Below are 21,357 nucleotides of genomic sequence, written 5' to 3'. Positions count from 1 at the left end.
TTTCCGGTTTTCACGGAAGTCCCCGTTTTATCAAACCCCGAACGACATGAAAAAAATCATTCTTTTCGCAACAACAATGGCTTGCATGACAGCCTGTCAGAATACCCCCAAGACCCCGGCCCTCGACATGGCGAACTTCGATCTGTCGGTAGCCCCCAACGCCGATTTCTACGAGTACGCCACGGGCGGCTGGCAGAAGAACAACCCCCTGAAGCCCGAATATGCGCGCTACGGCTCGTTCGACATCCTGCGCGACAACAACGAGAAGCGCATCAACGAGCTGTTCTCCGGCATGACGCAGCAGAAAGCCGAGCCGGGAAGCGTCGAGCAGAAGATTTCGGACCTCTACAAGATGGGGCTCGACTCGGTGCGCCTGAACGCCGAGGGCGCCGCTCCGATCAAGGGCGCCGTCGACGAAATTCTCGCCATCGGCGACCGCTCGCAGCTGACCGCCATGGTGGCCAGGCTCCACACCTCGATCGCCAATCCGTTCTTCGGCGTGGGCGTGCAGTCCGACCTGATGAACAGCGACATCAACGCGCTCTACGCCTCGCAGCCCGACCTGATCATGGGCGACCGCGACTATTACCTCGATCCCGAGAACGAGTCGATCCGCACCGCCTATAAGGAGTATCTGGGCAAAATCTTCCGGTTGTCGGGCGTTCCCGAGGCCGACATCGACAAAGCCGTTGCGGGCGTGCTGTCGATCGAAACGAAGCTGGCCGAGAAAAACTGGTCGAGCGTCGAACTGCGCAACATCCCCGCCATGTACAACCCCACGAAGAAGGCCGATTTCGAGAAGACTTACGACGCCATCGACTGGGCCGAATACTATAAGGTAATGGGCATCGGTGATTTCGAGCAGATCATCGTGACGACCCCCTCGGCCCTGGCCAACGCCAACGACCTGATGAAAAACGCCCCGCTGGAAGACATTCGCTACTACCTCGCCGCACAGTACATCGGCGCTGCCGCCAGCTACCTGAGCGACGACTTCATCAACGCGTCGTTCGACTTCTTCGGCCGCGTGATGTCGGGCAAGCAGGAGCAGAAACCCCGCTGGAAGCGCGCCATGTCGGTTCCCAACGGAACCCTTTCGGAAGCCGTCGGCGAGATGTACGTGGCCAGGTACTTCCCCGAGAAGGACAAGGCCCGGATGCTCGACATGGTGAAGAACCTCCAGACGGCCCTCGGTCAGCACATCGCCGCCCTCGAGTGGATGTCCGACGCCACGAAGGCCAAGGCGCAGGAGAAACTCGCGGCCTTCACCGTGAAGATCGGCTACCCCGACAAGTGGAAGGACTACACGACGCTCGAAATCGACCCGGCGAAGAGTTACTGGGACAATATCGTCGAGGCCAACGCCTGGTATACGTCCGACAACATTTCGAAACTGGGCAAGCCCGTGGACAAGGACGAGTGGCACATGTCGCCCCAGACGGTGAACGCCTACTACAACCCCACGACCAACGAAATCTGCTTCCCGGCTGCCATTCTCCAGCCGCCGTTCTACAACCCCGACGCCGACGACGCGGTGAACTACGGCGCGATCGGCGTGGTGATCGGCCACGAGATGACCCACGGGTTCGACGACCAGGGCCGCAATTTCGACAAGGACGGCAACATGAACAACTGGTGGACCGACGAGGACGCCGCCGCCTTCAAGGCGAAGACGGACGTGCTGGTGAAACAGTTCGACGCCATCGAGGTTCTGCCTGCCAAGGAGGGCCAGCCGGCGATCTTCGCCAACGGCGCGCTCTGCCTGGGCGAGAACATCGCCGATCAGGGCGGCCTGCGCGTGTCGCACACGGCCTATCGCAATTCGCTCGCAGGCAAGGAGACCCCGGCCCCGATCGACGGATTCACCCCCGAACAGCGTTTCTACCTGGGTTATGCCACGCTGTGGGCGCAGAACATCCGCGACGAGGAGATCGCCCGTCTCACCAAACTCGACGTGCACTCGCTGGGCAAATGGCGCGTGAACGCCACGCTGCGCAACCTGCAGGATTTCTACGACGCCTTCTCGATCACCGACGGGCCGATGTTCCTGCCCGAACAGGATCGCGTAATCATCTGGTAACCGGCGTAAGACGCCGGCTTTAGGGTAGCGATGCCGGGTCATCGGAATTCCGACTCAACTCTGCGCCCGCCCACCTAAAAGGTGGGTTCTGTGGGCGATGCCGGGTCATCGGAATTCCGACTCAACTTTGCGCCCGCCGGCTTAAACAACCGGGGTTAGGGACGGTAAACGGCCCCCGGAATTACGCTCCGGTTCGGCGCGCTCCATTCATTAAAAAAGACGGCTGGGAGTTTTCCCGGCCGTCTTTTTCATTCCCTTACGGCACAGACCGCCTTTCAGCGCGGCCCGGTGGAGGAGAGCCGAAAAACCGCCCGCCGATGCATCTATTTTCGCATTTTCTGCTATCTTTGTGCTAAAGAAGGAACGATGACCCGACATAAGACACATACGAAATTTCCGTTTGCGGCGCTGTTTTTCACCGCGATGCTGATTTCCCCGGCGCTCCATGCCCTGAACATCCCGGACTACCGCTTCCACGCCATGCCCGAGACCTCTTATTACGGAGGCATCCACAGCATCGCCAAGGACAGCGTCGGACGTATGTGGTTCAGCGGCTACGACGCCCTGTTCATGTACAACGGCACATCGTTCGTGCGGATGACCGACCTGGTCACGAGCCTCTCGCCGAGTTCCTACTGGTCCTACGGACAAGTGATCACGGACAAACGGAAGGGCCTGTACGTAGGAACCAACCACGGACTGCTGCGCTTCGACTACCGGAAGTTGGATTTCGAATTCGTCCTGGAGGGCAATATCGGCTCGGTCACGGCGAACGACGACGGGACGGTATGGCTGATCCGCAACAACGGCATCGAATCGTTCAGCCCCGGCCGGCTGCCGGCCGTGACCCGCTATCCGATGCCTCCGGAGATGTCCGCACCCGGACGGACGCTGACGCTGGTGTGCACGAAGGAGTACGTTTACGCCGCGTCGGGCGGCGATCTCTACCGCCTGAACCGGGAGACCGGACAGTACGCTCCCTTCACGTCCGTCGGCGGCGACAACTGCGTGATCCGCGACGTGGTGGAGTACAACGGGTCGGTATACGTCCTCACGCTCATGGACGGACTCTACGAATGCGACGGCAACGGCCGGATCGGGCGATATTTCCGGCTGCCGCTCGAATACGAGAAATCGGCCGGCGCCAAGGAACTTTACCTCGATTCGCAGGGCATCATCTGGGTAGCGACACAATCGGGGCTGCTGTTGCTGGATCCGCTCACCGCCAGTACGCAGCTGCTGCGTTTCGACCTCCACTATCCCTACTCCCTGCCCAACAATTCGGTGTGGTCGATCTTCCCCGATCCCGACGGCGGGGTATGGGTCGGCACATACGGCGGCAAACTGGCCTACATGACCTTCGCGGACAACGGCGTGGACTATTTCAAAGCCACTCCGGGAGGTCTCAACCACCCGATAGTCAGCTGCTTCGAAGAAGACACGGAGGGCAATCTCTGGATCGGAACGGAGGGGGGGGGAATTAACTGCTGGGACCGCCGCAACGGCCGGTTCGTCTATTACACGCAGGAGAGCCGTTGCGGCCTGACGTCGAACATGATCAAAAAGCTGTGGCACGACGAGCACAACCGGCTGCTGGTCTCGGCGTTCAACGGCGGAATGCGGGTCTTCGACGAGCGGCAGGGGCGTTTTTCCGACCTGCACATGAACCATCCCGTCTCGGGACAGCCATTGAGCGTCTATGATTTCGCCAAGGAGGGCGACCGGGGCGTCTGGCTGACCGACCCGGACGCCGAGCTGATGTACAAGGACGCGAGGACGGGGCGCGTGGAGGCGGTCCGGCTGACAGACGAACAGGGAAATACCGTCCGCATCCATATCGAAACGCTGTTCCACGACGAGCGGGGCGACCTGTGGCTCGTCGGGCACGACGGCGCATACGTCGTCGATCCCGACACACGGCGGATTCTGAAGCGCCATTACATCGGGGAGGCCCCCTATTCGGTCAACAACCTCTGTTCCTACTGCGTCACCTCCGACTCCGACATCTGGTTCGGAACCCGCGGCGGCGGGGTCAACCTGCTGCGCCGCAACGGCAGCTACGTCAATTTCAGGGACCGGAACGGCGAAGGGCTGGCAGGCAAAACGGTCTTCGGCATCCTCGAAGACACCCCCTCGAAAGATGTCTGGTTCAGCACCAACGACGGACTTTACTATTACGACCACGCTGACGGGACGATCCGCAAATCGCAGATCGACATCCCGAACCGCTGCGGGGCCTACTATGTGCGGGCGTGCTACAAGACCTCGAAAGGCGAAATGCTGTTCGGAGGGACGGACGGCTTCATCTTCTTCGCCCCGGGAAAGATCAAATACAACGGCCAGAAGCCGAAAGTCTATTTTACGGACCTGCTGATCAACAGCCGGCCGGCCGTGCCCGGCGCCAAAAACTCGCCTCTGGAGAAAGCCATTTCCACGCTCTCCTACCGCGGGGGCGAGGGCGACGTGATCGAACTGTCGCACCGGCAGTCGAATTTCGAAATCCGCTTCTCGGCGAACAGCTACCTGAACGCCGGGAAGAACCAGTATGCCTACCGCCTGCTGGGGCACTCCGAAAGATGGTCCCTGCTGCCGCAGGGGCAGAAGGCGGTGCAGTTCTTCAACCTGCCCGCCGGAAACTACGTCTTCGAGGTCAAGGCCGCCAACAACGACGGCCTGTGGGGCGACGAGGTTTCGGCGCTCGGCTTCAGGGTGCATCCCTCGCCCTTTTTCTCCCGCTGGGCCTACCTCGTTTATGCGGCGCTGCTCTCGGCGGTGGCCTACTTCATCTGGCGGTATTTCACCAACAAGAAGATTTTCGAACAGCGGCTCGAACTGGAGCGGATCAAGGAACAAAACATGAAGCAGCTGACCCAGGCCCGGATCAACTTCTTCACGAATATCTCCCACGACCTCAAGACGCCGCTCACACTGGTCGTCGACCCGCTGAAACAGCTCAAGGAACACCTGCCCGCCGATGCGCCGGGCAATGCCTACGTGCACCTGATCGAGAAGAACGTGGGACGCATCCAGCGCATGATCAGCCAGCTGCTGCAATTCCGCGAGATCGAGAGCCAGAAGATCACCCTGAACCGCCAGCCGGGCGACCTGATCCGCTTCATCGACAGCATCTTCTCGCTGTTCGAGTTCTACGCCAACAAGAAAGGGATCGAGACCGGCTTCAACTCCCAGTATGAAAGCTTCTACACCAAGTTCGACCACGACGTGATCGAAAAAATCTTCACGAACCTCTTCTCCAACGCGATCAAGTACACCTCGGAAAACGGCTACGTCGGCGTAAGAATCTACCCGGCGCGGCAGGACCAGCGCCCGGAGTCCGCTCGGCCGGCCGCCGGCACCGAATACATTGCCTTCACGGTCACCAACACCGGGGCGGAAATCCCCGACGACAAGAAGGAGGCCATCTTCGAATCGTTCAACCACCTCTCCGACCGCCGTCCCCAATTCGAGAGCAGCAGCGGGCTGGGGCTGGCCATCGTCAAGGAACTGGTCGGCAACCTCAACGGAAGCATCACCCTCCGTTCGGGCAACTCGAAAGTCGCGTTCACGGTGGTCCTGCCCTTCACCCTCAATGCCGAAAAGACCGACAGCGCCGCCGAATCGTACGAATACACGGTCTCCGAGATCGACAACCTGCTGACCGAATCCGACGTCATGGCCCCCAACGACCGGCACGACCGCAAGGCGTGCAACATCGTGGTCATCGAGGACGACCCCAACCTGCGGAGCTACCTCGAACAGCGGCTGTCGAAGCACTACAACGTATACACCGCGGCAAACGGCAGCGAAGGCATCGCCAAGGCAGAGAGAATCTGCCCCCAGATCGTCATCACCGACCTGATGATGCCCGAGGCCGACGGCTTCGAGGTATGCCGCTCACTGCGCTCGAACATCAAGACCAGCCATATCCCGGTGATCATGCTTTCGGCCCTGGGCAAAAACACCGAAAACAAGATCAAGGCGCTGGAATGCGGTGCCAACGTGTTCATCGACAAGCCCTTCGACATGGATTTCCTGCTCAAACAGGTTGCCAATCTCATCCGGAACCAGCAGGAACTCAAGGAGCGTTACAGCAAGAAATACATCGCCGAACCGTCGAAGATCACCATTTCGTCGATGGACGAGGAGCTGCTGAAAAAGGCGATGAACTATATCGAACGGAACATGGACAACAGCGACTACAACGTGGATTCGTTCGTGTCGGACATGTCGATCGGGCGCACGCTCCTCTACCAAAAGATCAACGACATCACGGGCATGTCGATCAAGGAGTTCATCATGGACGTCCGGCTGAAACGGTCGGCCCAGCTGCTCCGGGAGTCGGACCTGACCATCTCCGAGATCTCGGTCCTGACGGGATTCGCCAATCCCAAATATTTCAGCATCTGTTTCAAACGGCATTTCGAACTGACCCCATCCGAATTTAAGAAGAAATCCTGACGCGTACCGCACGAACGGAACCGGCCGGACCGAACCGACCATGAATATATCGTGCCTTCGTATTCGCCGGACCAGCTTCCGCATCTGTCCGCAGGAACCTTCCCGCCGTCGCTCCGCGCGACCGGCAGGGAGGTTTCATTTTGTCCGGACGAGCCTCCTTGCAGGCTTGCGCAGCACCCGCAGCGCCCGGATATGATCCTTTTTTTTACCCCTCCGTACGAAATGGAACCATTTCCGAATAAACGACGCCCATCCGGTCGCCCTGTTTTATTGACCTTTGCGATACGGGGTTCAAAGTCCCCGGCATCCGCTTTTCCTTTGAAATACATAAAAATTTTAAAAATTAAAACCTGAAACCTATGAAAAGATGACCGGAAAACCACATCAAGCGACGAAGTATCTCTCGTCCGTCCAGACAATCCCTTTATAACGGAGATACAAGCACTAACCAAAAAGAAACCTTTTATGATAATGAGCATGTACAAAAAGCTTATAGGCAGCCTGACGATTTCCCTCTTATTCCTGCTGTCTGCAACACCGTCGTTCGCCCAGCAGAACGACGTCAAAGTAACCGGCACAATTACCGACGGAAGCGGCGCCCCGCTGGCGGGAGTCGTTGTCGTGGTAAAGGACGGCAAAAGCAACAACGGAGCCGTATCCAATACGCAAGGCGTCTATGAAATCAAAGTTCCCGCATCCGCGACGCTTCTTTTCACCTGTCTGGGCTATGCCGACCAGGAAGTGAAACTCGGCGCATCGAACGTCGTAAACGTGACGATGACCGAGGACGCACAGTCCCTCGACGAAGTGGTCGTCGTGGGTTACGGTACGCAGAAGAAGAAGGACCTCACGGGAGGTCTCGCCGTCGTCAGCAAACAGACGCTGGAGATGGTCTCGACCAACAACCTGATGGACCGTCTGGTCGGCCAGGTCGCCGGTCTGAACATCACCACCGGCAACGAAGCGCCGGGCAGCAACCAGACCCTGCTGATCCGCGGCCAGAACTCGCTGACGGCCAATAACGACCCGCTGATCATCCTGGACGGCATCCCCTATTCCGGCGGACTGGCCGACCTCGACCCGAACATCATCGAGAACATGTCGGTGCTGAAAGACGCTTCGGCAGTGGCCATCTACGGTTCGCGCGGCTCGAACGGCGTCATCCTGATCCAGACCAAGCGGGGTTCGCAGGGCGAATTCCATGTCACCTACAAAACGAAACTCGCCATCGCCGAGCCGATGCAGCGCATCGAGACCATGGGCCCCAACGAATTCATCCGCCTCAAGCAGGACATGGGCCGGCTCAAAAACAATTACAGCGGCGAGCAGCTCGACCCGCTGGTAGGTTCGATCATCAGCGCCAGCGAAAAGGTAAACTACGCCAAGGGCATCACCAACGACTGGCAAGACTACGTTTTCCGCACGGTCTTCACGATGGACCACCAGCTGAGCTTCCAGGGCGGCAACGAGAAGACCACCTATATGGCCTCGGTTTCCTACCTGGACAACCCCGGCGTGGTTTACAACTCGAATTACCAGCGTACGAACGTCTACGCCAGCATCAACCAAAAAATGAACGACTGGCTGTCCGTAGGCCTCACCACGCAGTTCGTGAACCGCGAGAGCGGCGGTGCGACGCCGAACCTCGAACATGCCATCAAGCAAAGCCCCTACGGCATCTATAAGGATGAAACCGGCGCCTACTACGAGGAGCCGATGGACTACTCGAACCTGCCCAACCCGATGAAGGATGTCAACGCCGACCAGAAACGCACGGGCCGCAACTTCATGGCCAACGGTTTCCTCGATCTCAAACTTCCGGTCAAAGGTCTCTCTTTCCGGTCGCAGTTCGGCTACAACTACCGCAGCCAGATGAACGGAACCTACTACGGCCGCAACACCGTGACAGGTAAAAAGGTCGACGGCCGCGCCGAGCTGGCCAACAACCACACGACGGACTGGACGTGGGAGAACGTGCTGAAGTTCGACCGCGATTTCGGCAAGCACCACATCGACTTCACGGGTCTCTTCTCCATGCAGGAGGCCCAGTACACGGCCGCTTCGCAAAGCGGCGAAGGCTTCGTGAACGACGATTCGAGTTTCTACCGGATGGACGGAGCCGAGAAGAAGATCGCCATCAGTTCGTCTTTCTGGAAAGAGAACTTCGTTTCGGGCATGTTCCGCGTGAATTACGGCTTCAACAGCAAATACCTCCTGACGGTCACCGGACGTGCCGATTCGTTCTCGGCATTCGCCGAAAACCACAAATGGGCCTTCTTCCCCTCGGCCGCCCTTGCCTGGCACCTCGGCGAGGAGAGCTTCATCAAGGACAACGCCTCGTGGATCGACATGCTGAAGATCCGTCTCTCGTACGGCGCCAACGGAAACAACGCCATTTCGCGTTACCAATCGCTCGACCGTCTCTACTCGACCAACGGCGTGAAGTATATCTGGGGCGACGGCAGCAGCGCCGCCAACTCGGCCTACCTGCCGAGCGACGGTATCGGTAACCCCGACCTGCGTTGGGAGACCACCTATACGGCCAACGTCGGTATCGACTTCCAGTTCTTCAACGGCCGTCTGGGCGGTACGATCGACATGTACCTCTCCAACACGCACGATCTGCTGATGTCGCGTACGGTTCCCATCATGAACGGTTACAGCAAGATTCTCTACAACGTCGGCCAGACCCGCAACAAGGGTATCGAACTGACGCTCCATTCGCAGAACATCCGCAAGAAGGATTTCAGGTGGGAAACCGACTTCACCTTCTCGCTCAACCGCGACCAGATCGTCGCACTGCGCGGCGACGGCAACGACGACATCAACAACAAGTGGTTCATCGGCCAGCCGCTGTCGGTCTACTACGACTGGAACATGATCGGTATCTGGCAGGAAGGCGACGAGTTCACGTTCACCGACAAGGACGGCAAGGAGGTGGCCCACCAGACCGGAGCCACGCCCGGAGCCGCCAAGCTGGAGGATGTCGACGGCAACGGCGTCATCGATTCCCAAGACCGCAAGGTGATCGGCAGCAAACAGCCGAGATTCACGATGTCGATGGGCAACCGTTTCTCCTATAAGGACTTCTATTTCTCGTTCCTGTTCAACGGCGTCTTCGGCAAATGGATGACGGACAACGTGGCCAATATCTCCTCGTATACGTTCGGTTCGGGCAACTACATCCACGGCGTGAAATACTGGACGCCGGAGACCCCCGACGCAGAGGTCGTTTCGCCGGGTTACCAGGCTTCCTTCAGCCACGGCTACTACAAGAAGCTCAACTACGTGCAGCTGCGCAACATCACGCTGGGCTACCGCGTCAACCAGAAATTCGTCCGCCGGATCGGTTTGAGCGCCATCGACGTGAATGTCAGCGTGAACAACGTCTGCGCCTTCTCCAACATGCGTCAGATGCTGAACTACGACAACACCTGGTTCGCATCGTTCCCGACCGCCCGTTCCTACGTGCTGGGATTAACCTTAACCTTCTAATCAAGACCTGACCATGAAAACGATGAATTATATCAAGATCGGCATTGCAAGTTCGATCCTCTCGATAGCTGCGGGCTGTACCTCCTTTCTGGAAGAGGAGCTGAAAAGTTCGCTGGCTCCCGACAACACTTACACCAGTTCGCTGGGCTTCGAGGTGGGTTCCACAGGACTCTACGCCATCGCCCGCTCGGAATACAACACCTGGGGTGAAAACGGCGCTTTCATGCACAACGGTGCCTGCGCCTACGAAGTGCTCCAGATTTCGACCGACCTCTGCCGCATGGGAACCGTCCGCGACGGTTCGCTGGTTCCGTTCGCCGAGATGACGCTCAACCCGTCGACGCTTTTCGTCGGCTCGTACTGGAACTGGGCCTTCAACCTGATCGGCTCGGCCAACGAACTGCTGATCTATTCCGAAAAGAACGACAACTGGGACTATCCCACCGACAAACAGCTTTACCAGGCCGAAGCCCGTTTCTTCCGGGCTTACGCCTACCGCACGCTGGTCTACCTCTACGGCGACGTGCCCTGGGTCGAGACCATCCAGAAGCCCTTCCTGCTCTCGTTCTCACGCGATCCCAAGATCGAAGTGCTGGGAAACATCATCAAAGACCTGGAATTTGCAAAGACATACCTTCCCGACAATCCCGACAATGTGAAGGAGGGTAAGCTCACGACGTGGGCCGCACGCCACCTGCTGAGCGAAATGTACCTGCTGCGCGGCGCCGAAGGCGACTACAAGCTGGCCGAAGAGAATGCCCAGGACGTGATCGACTGCCCGTATTACAGTCTGGTGAAGAGCCGCTACGGCAACGCCAAGAACGATCCCGGCGACTATTTCAGCGACATGTTCGTCGAAAACAACCAGAACCGTTCGGCCGGCAACACCGAGAGCATCTGGGTCATGCAGTTCCAGTACAACACGGTCGGCGGCGGCACGAACTCCGACGACTGGACCCGCCGCGCCTGGAACCCCCAGTACCACGCCATCGACGGCTTCGCGCTGGCCGACTCGCTCGGCGGCCGCGGCCTGGCGCAGATCTATCCGCTGAAGTGGTGGATCGGCGTCAAGGGAACCAACGCCACGACGGCCGGAGAAAAGGAGGGTTTCCCCGGGATCCAGGAAAAAGGCATCTTCGAAGACGGCGACATCCGCAACTCGGAGTACAACATCAAGCGCAACTGGTACTACAACAATCCGCTGACGCCCAACAAACTGGGACAGAAATGCCCCATCGACGACAAATCGTGGTCGCAGGCCCAGCTCTTCCCGGCGCTGAAAAAGTTCTTCTTCGGTAAGGAGGAAAACCTCCAGCTCACCGGCGCATACAAGGACCGCATGAAGTTCCGCCTGGCCGAGACCTACCTGCTGCTGGCCGAAGCCTACCTGCGTCAGGACATGCCCGATAAGGCCGCCGATGCTGTGAACGAGGTGCGCCGCCGCGCCAAAGTGTCCGACGTTTCCGACGAGGAGATGACGATGGATTTCCTGCTCGACGAGCGCATCCGCGAACTCTACGGCGAAGAGAGCCGCCGCTTCACCCTGGTACGCACGGGCAAGCTGCTCGAGCGCGTGAGGAAGTACAACCCCGAAGCGCGCGACCTCATCCAGGATTTCCACGTGCTGTGGCCCATCCCGCAGGCTATCCGCGACGCGAATGTCGGCAATTTCCCGCAGAATCCCGGATATGAAGGCTACGAAGGCTAAATAGCTTCGTTTCCGCCTCGGGGCGGATCAGACAAAAATGGTCCGATAGATTCCGGACCGTATCAGCAACCACGAAAAAAACAGTTATGAAAAAGATAAAATTTGCATGCAACCTGTCGCTGCTGACCCTTTTCGCACTCGGCCAGTGGGCTTGTGCATGGGACCCGTACGAACACGACAGCGACCCGGTCCGGGAGACTCTGGAGCTGACCGCCTCCGCCACCCAGATCGCTTTGGACGAAAACAACCTTTCGGCTACGGTACTGACCTTCGACTGGACGCCTGCGCGTCCCATGCCCGACGAGTACCTGGTATCCTATACGACCAAACTCGACCTGCTGAACAACAACTTCGGCTCCTCCACCGCCATCGAGACGAGCGAGGACGACGGAATATTCAGCCGCAGCTACACCTCCGAGCAGCTCAACAACTGGGCGAACGAGCGCTGGAAAGTGCCCGTAAACAAGACCTTCACGCTGGCGTTCCGCGTCATCGCCGAGTACGCGGGCGGCTCCACCTATGAAATGCCCGAGGTGCGCACCGTGGAAGTCACCGTAACCCCGATCAAGGTCGACGTTTTCGATGCCGACAAGGTATCGCTTTCCGGCACGGCGATCAGCAGCGTCACCGAGATCGAAAAGACGGTCGAGAATGCGAACCTCTATGCCTGGTACGGAGCGCTGAGCATCGGCGAGCTGCAGATTCCCGTCGAGCTGGAGGGCCAGACCTACTACATCGTTCCGAGCGACGGCAGCGGCACGCTGAAGGACGGCGAACTGGTCGACGTGAAGATGACGGAGACCCCCGTTTCGTGGAATATCCCGGCAGCGGGCAACTACCGTCTGCTGATCGACATGGAGAACAAGCAGGTCCGCATCTACTCTTCAGCAACCGACCTGAAACCGCTGTCCGTCACATTCCATCCGAGCGGCGCGGATACCAATCCCGAGACGACGATCGAAGTACTCGATCTCTACGCCTACGGAGCAGGTACGGGCTGGGGCGTGCGCAAACTCAACCTGAAGCAGAGTTCCGCCGACCCGCAGGTTCTGATCTATGACGCCGAAGAACACAACGGTACGAAACTTTCCAGCGGCATGAAGTTCTGCGTAGCCCAGAATTTCTCGGTCGGCGGCGTAGATTACAACCAGAACAACGCCTACTGCTTCACCAACCCGCTGACGGCCGACGGCAAACGCCAGAACCTCACGCTGACTCTCGGCAAAGAGGGTGAACTGCACGGAGGCGCCGACGGAGAGACGCGCAACTCCTACTATACGATTCCCGCCGCAGATCTGCTGATCTTCGACCTGCGCCACGGAACGATCCTCGCCCGGAACAAATAACGCCGGAGCGCATCACTGAAAATATTGCCGTATCGGAATGAAGACTGGATTCCGGCCGACAGGAAGATACGGCAATATTTTTCATCTATTTCGCAACATCAATCGTAAAAACATGATACAAATGAGAAATCTGATAACCGGCTGTCTTCTGGCAGCGTTCCTTTGCGCCGGTTCCTGCGGCTGTTCGAAGGACAACGAAGGAGGAGGGGACGAGGGCGGCAAGGTCAGCGGCGTCACCGTAAAGCCAGCCTACAACAAATCGCAGGTGCTGCACAACCCCCTGAACGGCTGGGTGATGTACGTCAGCGCGGACTACGACCCCTCCTATTTCGACAAGGAGATCTATGTACCCCTGCTCGGAAAGAACGTAAGGGTGGCGGACTACGCCTCGGCCTGCTACATCCGTACGAAGTGGTCGGTGCTCAACCCTGCCGACGGACAATACGCCTGGAAAGACCCCGATTCGAAGGTCTACAAACTGGTCCAGAAAGCCCGGGAGCTGAAACTTCCCATCGCTTTCCGCGTCGTGGTGGACGGACGTGACCAGGGCGCCAATACGCCCCAGTTCGTCTACGACGCCGGAGCCGAATACGCGATGTCGGAGCCGAAATACCCCGACCGCAAGACCCCGATGCCGCAGGACCCGATCTTCCAGCGCTACTACGAGAAGTTCGTCGCAGCCCTCGCCGAGGAGTTCAACGATCCGGAATACACCTCGTTCATCGACGGCTACGGCCTCGGCAAGTGGGGCGAGGGCCACAGTGTGGCTTACAACAAGAATGACGTATCGGCCGTCGATGGGAACACGGAAACGGTGAAGCGCGAAGTCCTCGACTGGATCACCAAACTCTACGCCAAGCACTTCACGAAGGTTCCTCTGGTGATCAACTACCACCGCGTACTGGGCCATCCCACGAGCCAGGGCACGGCGAACCCGAACAGCGAGAGCCTCGTGGCCCTGGCCATCAGCAACGGCTACTGCATCCGCTCCGACGCCTTCGGCATGAACAACTCCAGCTGGGGTTACACTACCTGGGAGAAGGCGATCGCCGCACAATGGCGCTACAAGGTCCCCATCATCATGGAAGGCGGATATATCGTCAGCAGCCACAGCTACTGGAACGACCCGGCCGGCTACCGCCAGGGACACCCCGAAGACGTCCGTCAGGGCGAATTCGACGCCTCGGCCGAAGCCCGCGTCAACATGATGGACTTCCGAGTCGGCCAGGAGACCGAATCGTGGTTCAACGACGCCTTCAGTCTCGTGCAGCGCTTCGTCTCCGAAGGCGGCTACCGCCTCTATCCCGACCAGGTGATCGTTCCCGACCAGGTGAACGCCGGCAGCCGGGTCAAGGTCGCTTCGCGCTGGCGCAACATGGGCTGGGGCTATTTCCCGAACAACCTGCCGCAATGGAACTACAAATACAAGGTGGCCTTTGCTTTGCTCGACGCCTCGGGCAAGGCGCAGAAGGTCTTCGTCGACAAGGATTGCGAGCCTTCGACCTGGGTCGAGAGCAAGCCCTTCTCCTACACCTTCGAAACGCCGGCCGTCGATCTTCCCGCAGGGAAATATACGTGGGGCATCGCCATCGTCGACACCACGAAGGAGAACCGGCCGGCCATCCAGCTCGCCGTGAACAACGAAAAGACGGCCGAAGGCTGGGTGAAACTGCACGAAGTGCAGATCAACTAACATCTGAAAAGTCATGAAGAGGGTCGCATTACTTTCCGCAGCGCTGCTGCTCTCCGTCACCGCCTCCTTCGGGAGCGGCGTCCTGGTCGAGGCCGAGAGCTTCGGCGACAAGGGCGGGTGGGCCGTGGACCAGCAGTTCATGGACCAGATGGGTTCGCCCTATCTCATCGCGCACGGCATGGGCAAACCCGTGGCGGATGCCGTGACGACGGTCGAATTCCCGGAAACGGGAACCTACCGGGTCTACGTCCGGACGTTCAACTGGGTCGCACCCTGGTACGACGGGGAAGGTCCCGGAAAGTTCACCCTCCGGGTCGGCGGCCGGAAGCTGCCCGCGACGCTCGGCTGCACGGGCAGCGAGTGGATGTGGCAGTGTGCCGGAAAGGTCTCCGTCCGGAAAGGCCCGGTCAGCGTTTCGCTGACCGACCTTTCCGGATTCGACGGCCGCTGCGACGCCATTTACTTCACCACCGAAGAGGGCGACGTTCCCCCGTCCGGGGCCGCGGAACTCGCCGCGTTCCGCAAACAGATGCTCGGCATCCCCGCAACGCCGCAGGCCGCCGAATCGTTCGATTTCGTCGTCGTGGGCGGCGGTATCGCAGGCATGTGCGCCGCGGCAGCGGCAGCGCGGCTGGGATGCAGCGTGGCGCTGGTCAACGACCGCCCGGTGCTGGGCGGCAACAACAGCTCCGAAATCCGCGTGCACCTGGGCGGCGTGATCGAACTCGGTCCCAATGAGGGACTGGGCCGCATGATCCGCGAATTCGGCCACTCGCGCGAAGGCAACGCCCGTCCGGCCGAAAACTACGAGGACGCGAAGAAAAGCGCGTTCATCGCCGGGGAGGAGAACGTGAAACTGTTCTCCAGCTGCCGCGCCGTGGCCGTAAACAAGGAGGGCGGCCGGATCAAATCCGTAATCGTCCGCCACATCGAAACCGGGGAGGAGACGACGCTCGAAGCGCCGCTTTTCGCCGACTGCACGGGCGACGGAACCGTCGGGTTCCTCGCCGGGGCCGATTACCGCATGGGCCGCGAGAGCCGCGACGAATTCGGCGAAACGCTGGCTCCCGAGACCGCCGACCGGATGACGATGGGTTCGTCCGTCCAATGGTACTCGGTCGACGCGGGCCGTAAAACCTCGTTCCCGCCGTTCAGCTACGGCGTGAAGTTCGACGAATCGAACTGCGAGCGGGTGACGATGGGCGAATGGAAATGGGAGACGGGCATGAACCTCGACCAGATCCGCGATTTCGAACGCATCCGCGACTACGGCCTGCTGGTGATCTATTCGAACTGGAGCTTTCTCAAGAACGGCCTGAAAGACAATGCCAAGTACCGCAACCGCGAGCTGGGCTGGGTGGCCTACGTGGCGGGAAAACGCGAATCGCGGCGGCTTCTGGGCGACTACGTCCTCAAACAGGACGATATCGACAAGAACGTCTTCCACGAAGACGCCTCGTTCACCGCGACGTGGGACATCGACCTGCATTTCCCCGATTCGCTCAACTCCGTGCGCTTCCCGGGCCGGGAGTTCAAGGCTGCGACCAAACACATCCACATCTATCCCCATGCCGTGCCTTACCGGTGTCTCTACTCCCGCAACGTGGACAACCTGTTCATGGCCGGACGGAACATCAGCGTGACGCACGTGGCGCTGGGCACGGTGCGCGTGATGCGGACCACCGGCATGATGGGCGAGGTGGTCGGCATGGCGGCCTCGCTGTGCCGCAAATACGACGCTACGCCCCGCCTGATCTACCAGAAGCACCTCGGCGAACTCCGCGGGCTGATGCGCGAAGGCATCGGCAGAAAAGAGGGGCTTCCCGACAACCAGAAATTCAACCAGGGGGCTTCGCTGAAAGCCCCGCGCGCACTGCGCAACGACTGAAACCGCGAATATGAAAAAACTACTGACACTGCTGCTTGCGCTGCCCCTGCTGTGGGGGCATGCCGCGGCGCAGGAGAATGCGAAATATACGATCCTCCTCACCGGAGCCTCCTTCGCCTCGCCGCAGAACGGCTGGTTCGAAATCGGCTGCCGGCAGCTGGACGCCCGGGCTATCAACCGGGCCATCGGCGGCGAGTCGATCGCCGACACGGCCAATCGGATGGCCGAGGGCACGCTCTGGAACGCCGGGGAGCTGGACGAGATGGATGCGCTGGTCATCATGCAGGTCCACAACCGCGATGTCTCGGCCACGGGCGGCCTGAAAGAGAAGTACACCGATTACACGACGCCGTTCGACCGGAGCAACTACGCCGCGGCGTTCGATTACGTCATCAAACGCTACCAAAGCGAGTGTTACGCCCTGAAGGACGACCCGAAATCGAAGTACTACGGCACGAAATCGGGTAAACCCGCCGTCATCGTCCTCTGCACCGACTGGCACGACGCGCGGACGACCTACAACGCCGCCATACGGCGCCTCGCCGCACGGTGGGGCCTGCCGCTCGTGGAGTTCGACAGGAACATCGGCTTCTCGAAAGACACTCCGAACCCGGCCACCGGGACCCAGCAGAGCCTGCTCCACGCCCAGGACACGCAAACCATCGAAGGCGTCGCCTACGGGTGGCATCCCCAGCGGGGCCAAGACAAATACATCCAGCAGCGGATGGCTGCGATCTTTACCGACACGATGCGCAGAATCCTGCCGGCAAAATAGAATCCCGACCATGAAACACACACTCCCGATACTGTTCACGATGCTGCTCTGCGGCACGTCCGCCTTCCCGCAGGAGGGCTGTTACAGCCGTTTGCAGAACGACACCCTGACGATCGGCAACTCCCGGATCGAACGCCGGTTCGTCTGGAACGGCGGTAACCTGATGACGCACAGCCTGACCGACTTCTCGTCGGGAAAGGTGTGGACCTCCCGCTCCCTGGCGCCCGACTTCAAGGTCACGGGCGACGCCCGAAGCACCGGCGGACGCTGCTCGACGAAGCGGATCGCCGAAACCGACATCCATCCGGCACGGCTGGAAATCACCGTGGAATTTTCACTGGGAACGCTCGACGTGCGGCGGGTCTACCGCATCTGCGCCGACACCCCGGCGATCGCCTGCGACACCTACCTCAAAGGCAGCGTCGCACAGCTTCCCGGCGGCCGGGCGGTCAACGCAGCCGACCGGAAGAACATCGAATCGACCGCCGACATGCAGTCACAGCCGGTCGCCGCGACCCTCGACCGGTTCAACCCCGGCGGGTTCCACTGGCACACGCGGATCGTGGAGTTCCAGGACGTCACGGACTGGAACAACAACCTGGTCTTCGAAACCGACGTCATTCCCTACCGGAAAAACAGTTACCGGGGCAACCTGCTCTTCGCCCGCAACGCCGAGAACGACCGCGGGTTCTTCTTCCTGAAGGAGGCCCCCGCTTCGGGCGTGCAGCCGGCCTACGGCGGCGGGGACTTCACGGCGGAGTTCGGCGATTTCACGGTGACGGGCCTGGGCGTGACGGAGAAGGACCTCCGCGAAGAGGAATGGGTGAAGGCCTACGGCTGCGTCCTCGGAGTCTGGTCGGGCGGGGAACTCGAACAGTTGACGGCCCTGCGAAGCTACCAGAAAAACATCCGGAAACTGCTTCCCGGACGCGACGAGATGGTGATGATGAACACGTGGGGCGACCGCAGCCAGGACACGAAGGTGAACGAACGGTTCTGCCTGGCCGAAGTCCGGAAGGCCGCGCACCTGGGCATCACGCATTTCCAGATCGACGACGGCTGGCAGGTGGGCAAAAGCCCCAACTCCGCCGTGGCGAAGGGATCGTTCAAAAACATCTGGGACAACCCCGACTACTGGAAACCCGATCCGGAAAAATACCCCCGGGGGCTGCACCCCGTCGTGGAACTGGGCCGGGAACTGGGCGTGGAGATCTGCCTCTGGTTCAACCCGAGCGTGCAGGACGGCTACGCCGACTGGGAGAAGGATGCGCAGGCCCTCGTCGACCTCTACGACGAATACGGCATCCGCACGTTCAAGATCGACGGACTGGCCATCCCCGACAAACGCTCCGAAAGCAACCTGCGGAAACTGTTCGACCGCGTGCTGGAGCGGACGGGCGGTCGAGTGGTCTTCAACCTCGACGCCACGGCCGGCCGCCGCGGGGGCTACCACATGTTCAACGAGTACGGCAACATCTTCCTCGAAAACCGTTACACCGACTGGCAGAACTACTACCCCTACTGGACGCTGCGCAACCTGTGGATGCTCTCCAAATACGTCCCCGCGGAGAAACTCCAGATCGAGTTTCTCAACAAGTGGCGCAACACGGAAAAATACGCCGGCGACCCGTTCGCCCCGGCCAATTACAGTTTCGAATACCTCTTCGCGACGACCATGGCCGGACAGCCGCTGGCGTGGATGGAGGCGAGCGGACTGCCCGAAGAGGCGCTGGGCATCGGCGCGCTGATCGAACGCTACAAAGAGGTGCAGCACGATTTCCACCGCGGGGTGATCCTCCCCGTGGGCGACGAGCCGTCGGGCCGTTCGTGGACAGGCTTCCAGTCGGTCGGCGGCGAGCAGGGCTACCTGATCTTCTTCCGCGAGCAGAACCCCGACCGGAAGGCCCGGGTCGAAACGTGGCTGCCCGACAACACGAAAGTGCGGCTGACCCCGGTGCTGGGCAGCGGGAAGGCCTCCGTAACGACGACCGGACGCCGCGGGACGCTGGAGGTGGAACTTCCCTCGCCCGACGACTTCGCGATGTACCGCTATGAACTGATCCGCAAACCGGGAAACTGACCCGATGCACATACGGAATACCGAACTACGAAACTCAATGACAATGAAAACGCTGACAAAATTCATCATGCCGCTCGCGCTGTCGCTCCTCGCGGCCGCCGACGCCGGGGCGCAGGAGCTGATCGCCAACGTTTACGGGCGCCAAACACAGTCGCTCAACGGAAAGTGGGACGCCATCGTCGACCTCTACGACCAGGGGCGCAAAAATAAAATCTACCTCGACCGCAAGCCGGAGGGGAAAACCGACTTCTACGAATATTCGTTCGACAACGGCCTGCGGCTCGACGTTCCCTCGGACTGGAACTGCCAGACACCCGAGCTGAAATACTACGAAGGCACGGTGTGGTATGCCCGGCGTTTCGACGCTCCGCAGCAGGCCGGACAGCGGCAGTTCCTCCATTTCGGGGCCGTCAGCTACCGCTGCCGGGTGTACCTCAACGGCGAGGAGATCGGCGCCCATGAAGGCGGTTTCACCCCCTTCCAGATCGAGGTGACCGGCCGACTGAAACCGGAGGGCAATTTCCTGGCCGTGGAGGCCAACAACACCCGCACGCCCGACGCCATTCCGGCGATGGCCTTCGACTGGTGGAACTACGGGGGCATCACGCGCGACGTCATGCTGATCAGCGTCCCGGACACCTTCATCGAGGACTATTTCATCCGTCTCGACAAGGATTCCGCCGACCGGATCACGGCCGACGTGAAGCTGTCCGGCGCGGCAGCGGGCACTTCCGTCGGGATCGAAATCCCGGAACTGAACGTCCGCGAAACCGCCGTCACGGACGACAAGGGCACGGCCTCGGTGTCGTTCCGGGTGAAGAAACTCGAACGCTGGTCCCCTGCAAATCCGAAACGCTACCGGGTGATCGTCTCCTCGGACCGCGACCGGGTGGAGGAGCGGATCGGCTTCCGCAACATCCGGGTCGAGGGCGAGGACATCTGCCTCAACGGCACGCCGCTGTTCCTCAAGTCCGTCAGTTTCCACGAGGAGATCCCGCAGCGCATGGGCCGGGCCTTTTCCGAGTCGGACGCCGTGATGCTGCTTTCGGAAGCCCGTGCCCTCGGCTGCAACATGATCCGCCTGGCCCACTACCCCCAGAACGAATACATCGTGCGGCTGGCCGAGCAGATGGGCTTCCTGCTCTGGGAGGAGATTCCCATCTGGCAGGGCATCGACTTCGCCAACGGCCAAACCCGGGAGAAGGCCGGGCGCATGATCCGCGAAATGGTCACGCGCGACAAGAACCGCTGCGCCCTGGCGTTCTGGGGCGTGGCCAACGAGACGCAGCCCTCCGAGGCGCGCAACGCCTTCCTGCGCCACCTGATCGGGTGCTGCCGGGAGATCGACGACACGCGCCTGATCGTTGCGGCGTTCGATCTGGTGCGCTTCGACCGCCAGCGGCAGCTCTTCGTCATGAACGACCCGTTCATCGAGGAGCTGGACGTCGTGGCCGTCAACAAATACATGGGCTGGTATCACCCGTGGCCCCTCACGCCCGACAAGGCGGTGTGGGACGTGGCGCGCGGCAAGCCGCTGATCATCTCCGAATTCGGCGGCGAAGCGCTCTACGGCCAGCACGGCCCGGCCGACGTGGCCAGTTCGTGGAGCGAGGAGTACCAGGAGGCCCTCTACCGGGACAACCTCCGCATGTTCGAGAACATCCCCAACCTGCGGGGCGTGTCGCCGTGGATTCTGTTCGATTTCCGCTCGCCGTTCCGCTTCCACCCCACCAACCAGGAGGGCTGGAACCGCAAGGGGCTGGTTTCGGACCAGGGATACCGCAAGAAAGCGTGGTATCTGATGAAAGCCTACTACGACAAACACTAAAACCGA

The 21,357-nt window shown here is 60.2% G+C and carries 10 protein-coding genes; all 10 read left to right on the top strand.

All coding sequences use genetic code 11. The annotated features are described in order from the left end of the window. Positions 1-46 precede the first annotated feature (46 nt). Positions 47-2,080: a M13 family metallopeptidase gene (locus tag ACGHP5_RS07275; RefSeq protein ID WP_390568270.1), complete on the top strand. Its 2,034-nt coding sequence runs from the start codon at positions 47-49 to the stop codon at positions 2,078-2,080. Positions 2,081-2,446: 366 nt separating this feature from the next. Next, entirely contained in the window at positions 2,447-6,538 is a 4,092-nt protein-coding gene (locus tag ACGHP5_RS07270) for a two-component regulator propeller domain-containing protein (RefSeq protein ID WP_390568269.1), read from the top strand. Between the two features lie 471 nt (positions 6,539-7,009). Next, positions 7,010-10,033 carry a TonB-dependent receptor gene (locus ACGHP5_RS07265; RefSeq protein WP_337772988.1) on the top strand — a complete coding sequence of 1,008 codons (3,024 nt, stop codon included), beginning with the start codon at positions 7,010-7,012 and terminating at the stop codon, positions 10,031-10,033. 13 nt (positions 10,034-10,046) lie between these two features. Further along, complete coding sequence (locus ACGHP5_RS07260) at positions 10,047-11,741, top strand: RagB/SusD family nutrient uptake outer membrane protein (RefSeq protein ID WP_290533746.1); 1,695 nt, start codon at positions 10,047-10,049, stop codon at positions 11,739-11,741. Between the two features lie 86 nt (positions 11,742-11,827). Continuing rightward, positions 11,828-13,087: a SusE domain-containing protein gene (locus tag ACGHP5_RS07255; protein WP_337657592.1), complete on the top strand. Its 1,260-nt coding sequence runs from the start codon at positions 11,828-11,830 to the stop codon at positions 13,085-13,087. A gap of 121 nt (positions 13,088-13,208) precedes the next feature. After that, positions 13,209-14,780, top strand: coding sequence for a DUF4832 domain-containing protein (locus ACGHP5_RS07250; protein WP_390568268.1), 1,572 nt, complete (start codon positions 13,209-13,211; stop codon positions 14,778-14,780). A gap of 13 nt (positions 14,781-14,793) precedes the next feature. Further along, complete coding sequence (locus ACGHP5_RS07245; protein WP_337772996.1) at positions 14,794-16,668, top strand: FAD-dependent oxidoreductase; 1,875 nt, start codon at positions 14,794-14,796, stop codon at positions 16,666-16,668. A gap of 10 nt (positions 16,669-16,678) precedes the next feature. After that, positions 16,679-17,443 (top strand): DUF5040 domain-containing protein, encoded by a 765-nt coding sequence (locus ACGHP5_RS07240; protein WP_015546883.1) that lies wholly within the window; start codon positions 16,679-16,681, stop codon positions 17,441-17,443. A 10-nt stretch (positions 17,444-17,453) separates the two neighbouring features. Next, positions 17,454-19,523: an alpha-galactosidase gene (locus tag ACGHP5_RS07235; RefSeq protein ID WP_390568267.1), complete on the top strand. Its 2,070-nt coding sequence runs from the start codon at positions 17,454-17,456 to the stop codon at positions 19,521-19,523. 43 nt (positions 19,524-19,566) lie between these two features. Continuing rightward, entirely contained in the window at positions 19,567-21,351 is a 1,785-nt protein-coding gene (locus ACGHP5_RS07230) for a glycoside hydrolase family 2 protein (RefSeq protein ID WP_390568266.1), read from the top strand. Positions 21,352-21,357 lie beyond the last annotated feature (6 nt).

It is taken from the genome of Alistipes sp. i18-0019-D1, from assembly GCF_042852885.1.
Taxonomy (GTDB): domain Bacteria; phylum Bacteroidota; class Bacteroidia; order Bacteroidales; family Rikenellaceae; genus Alistipes.
This window is presented reverse-complemented; position numbering and strand designations above follow the sequence as displayed.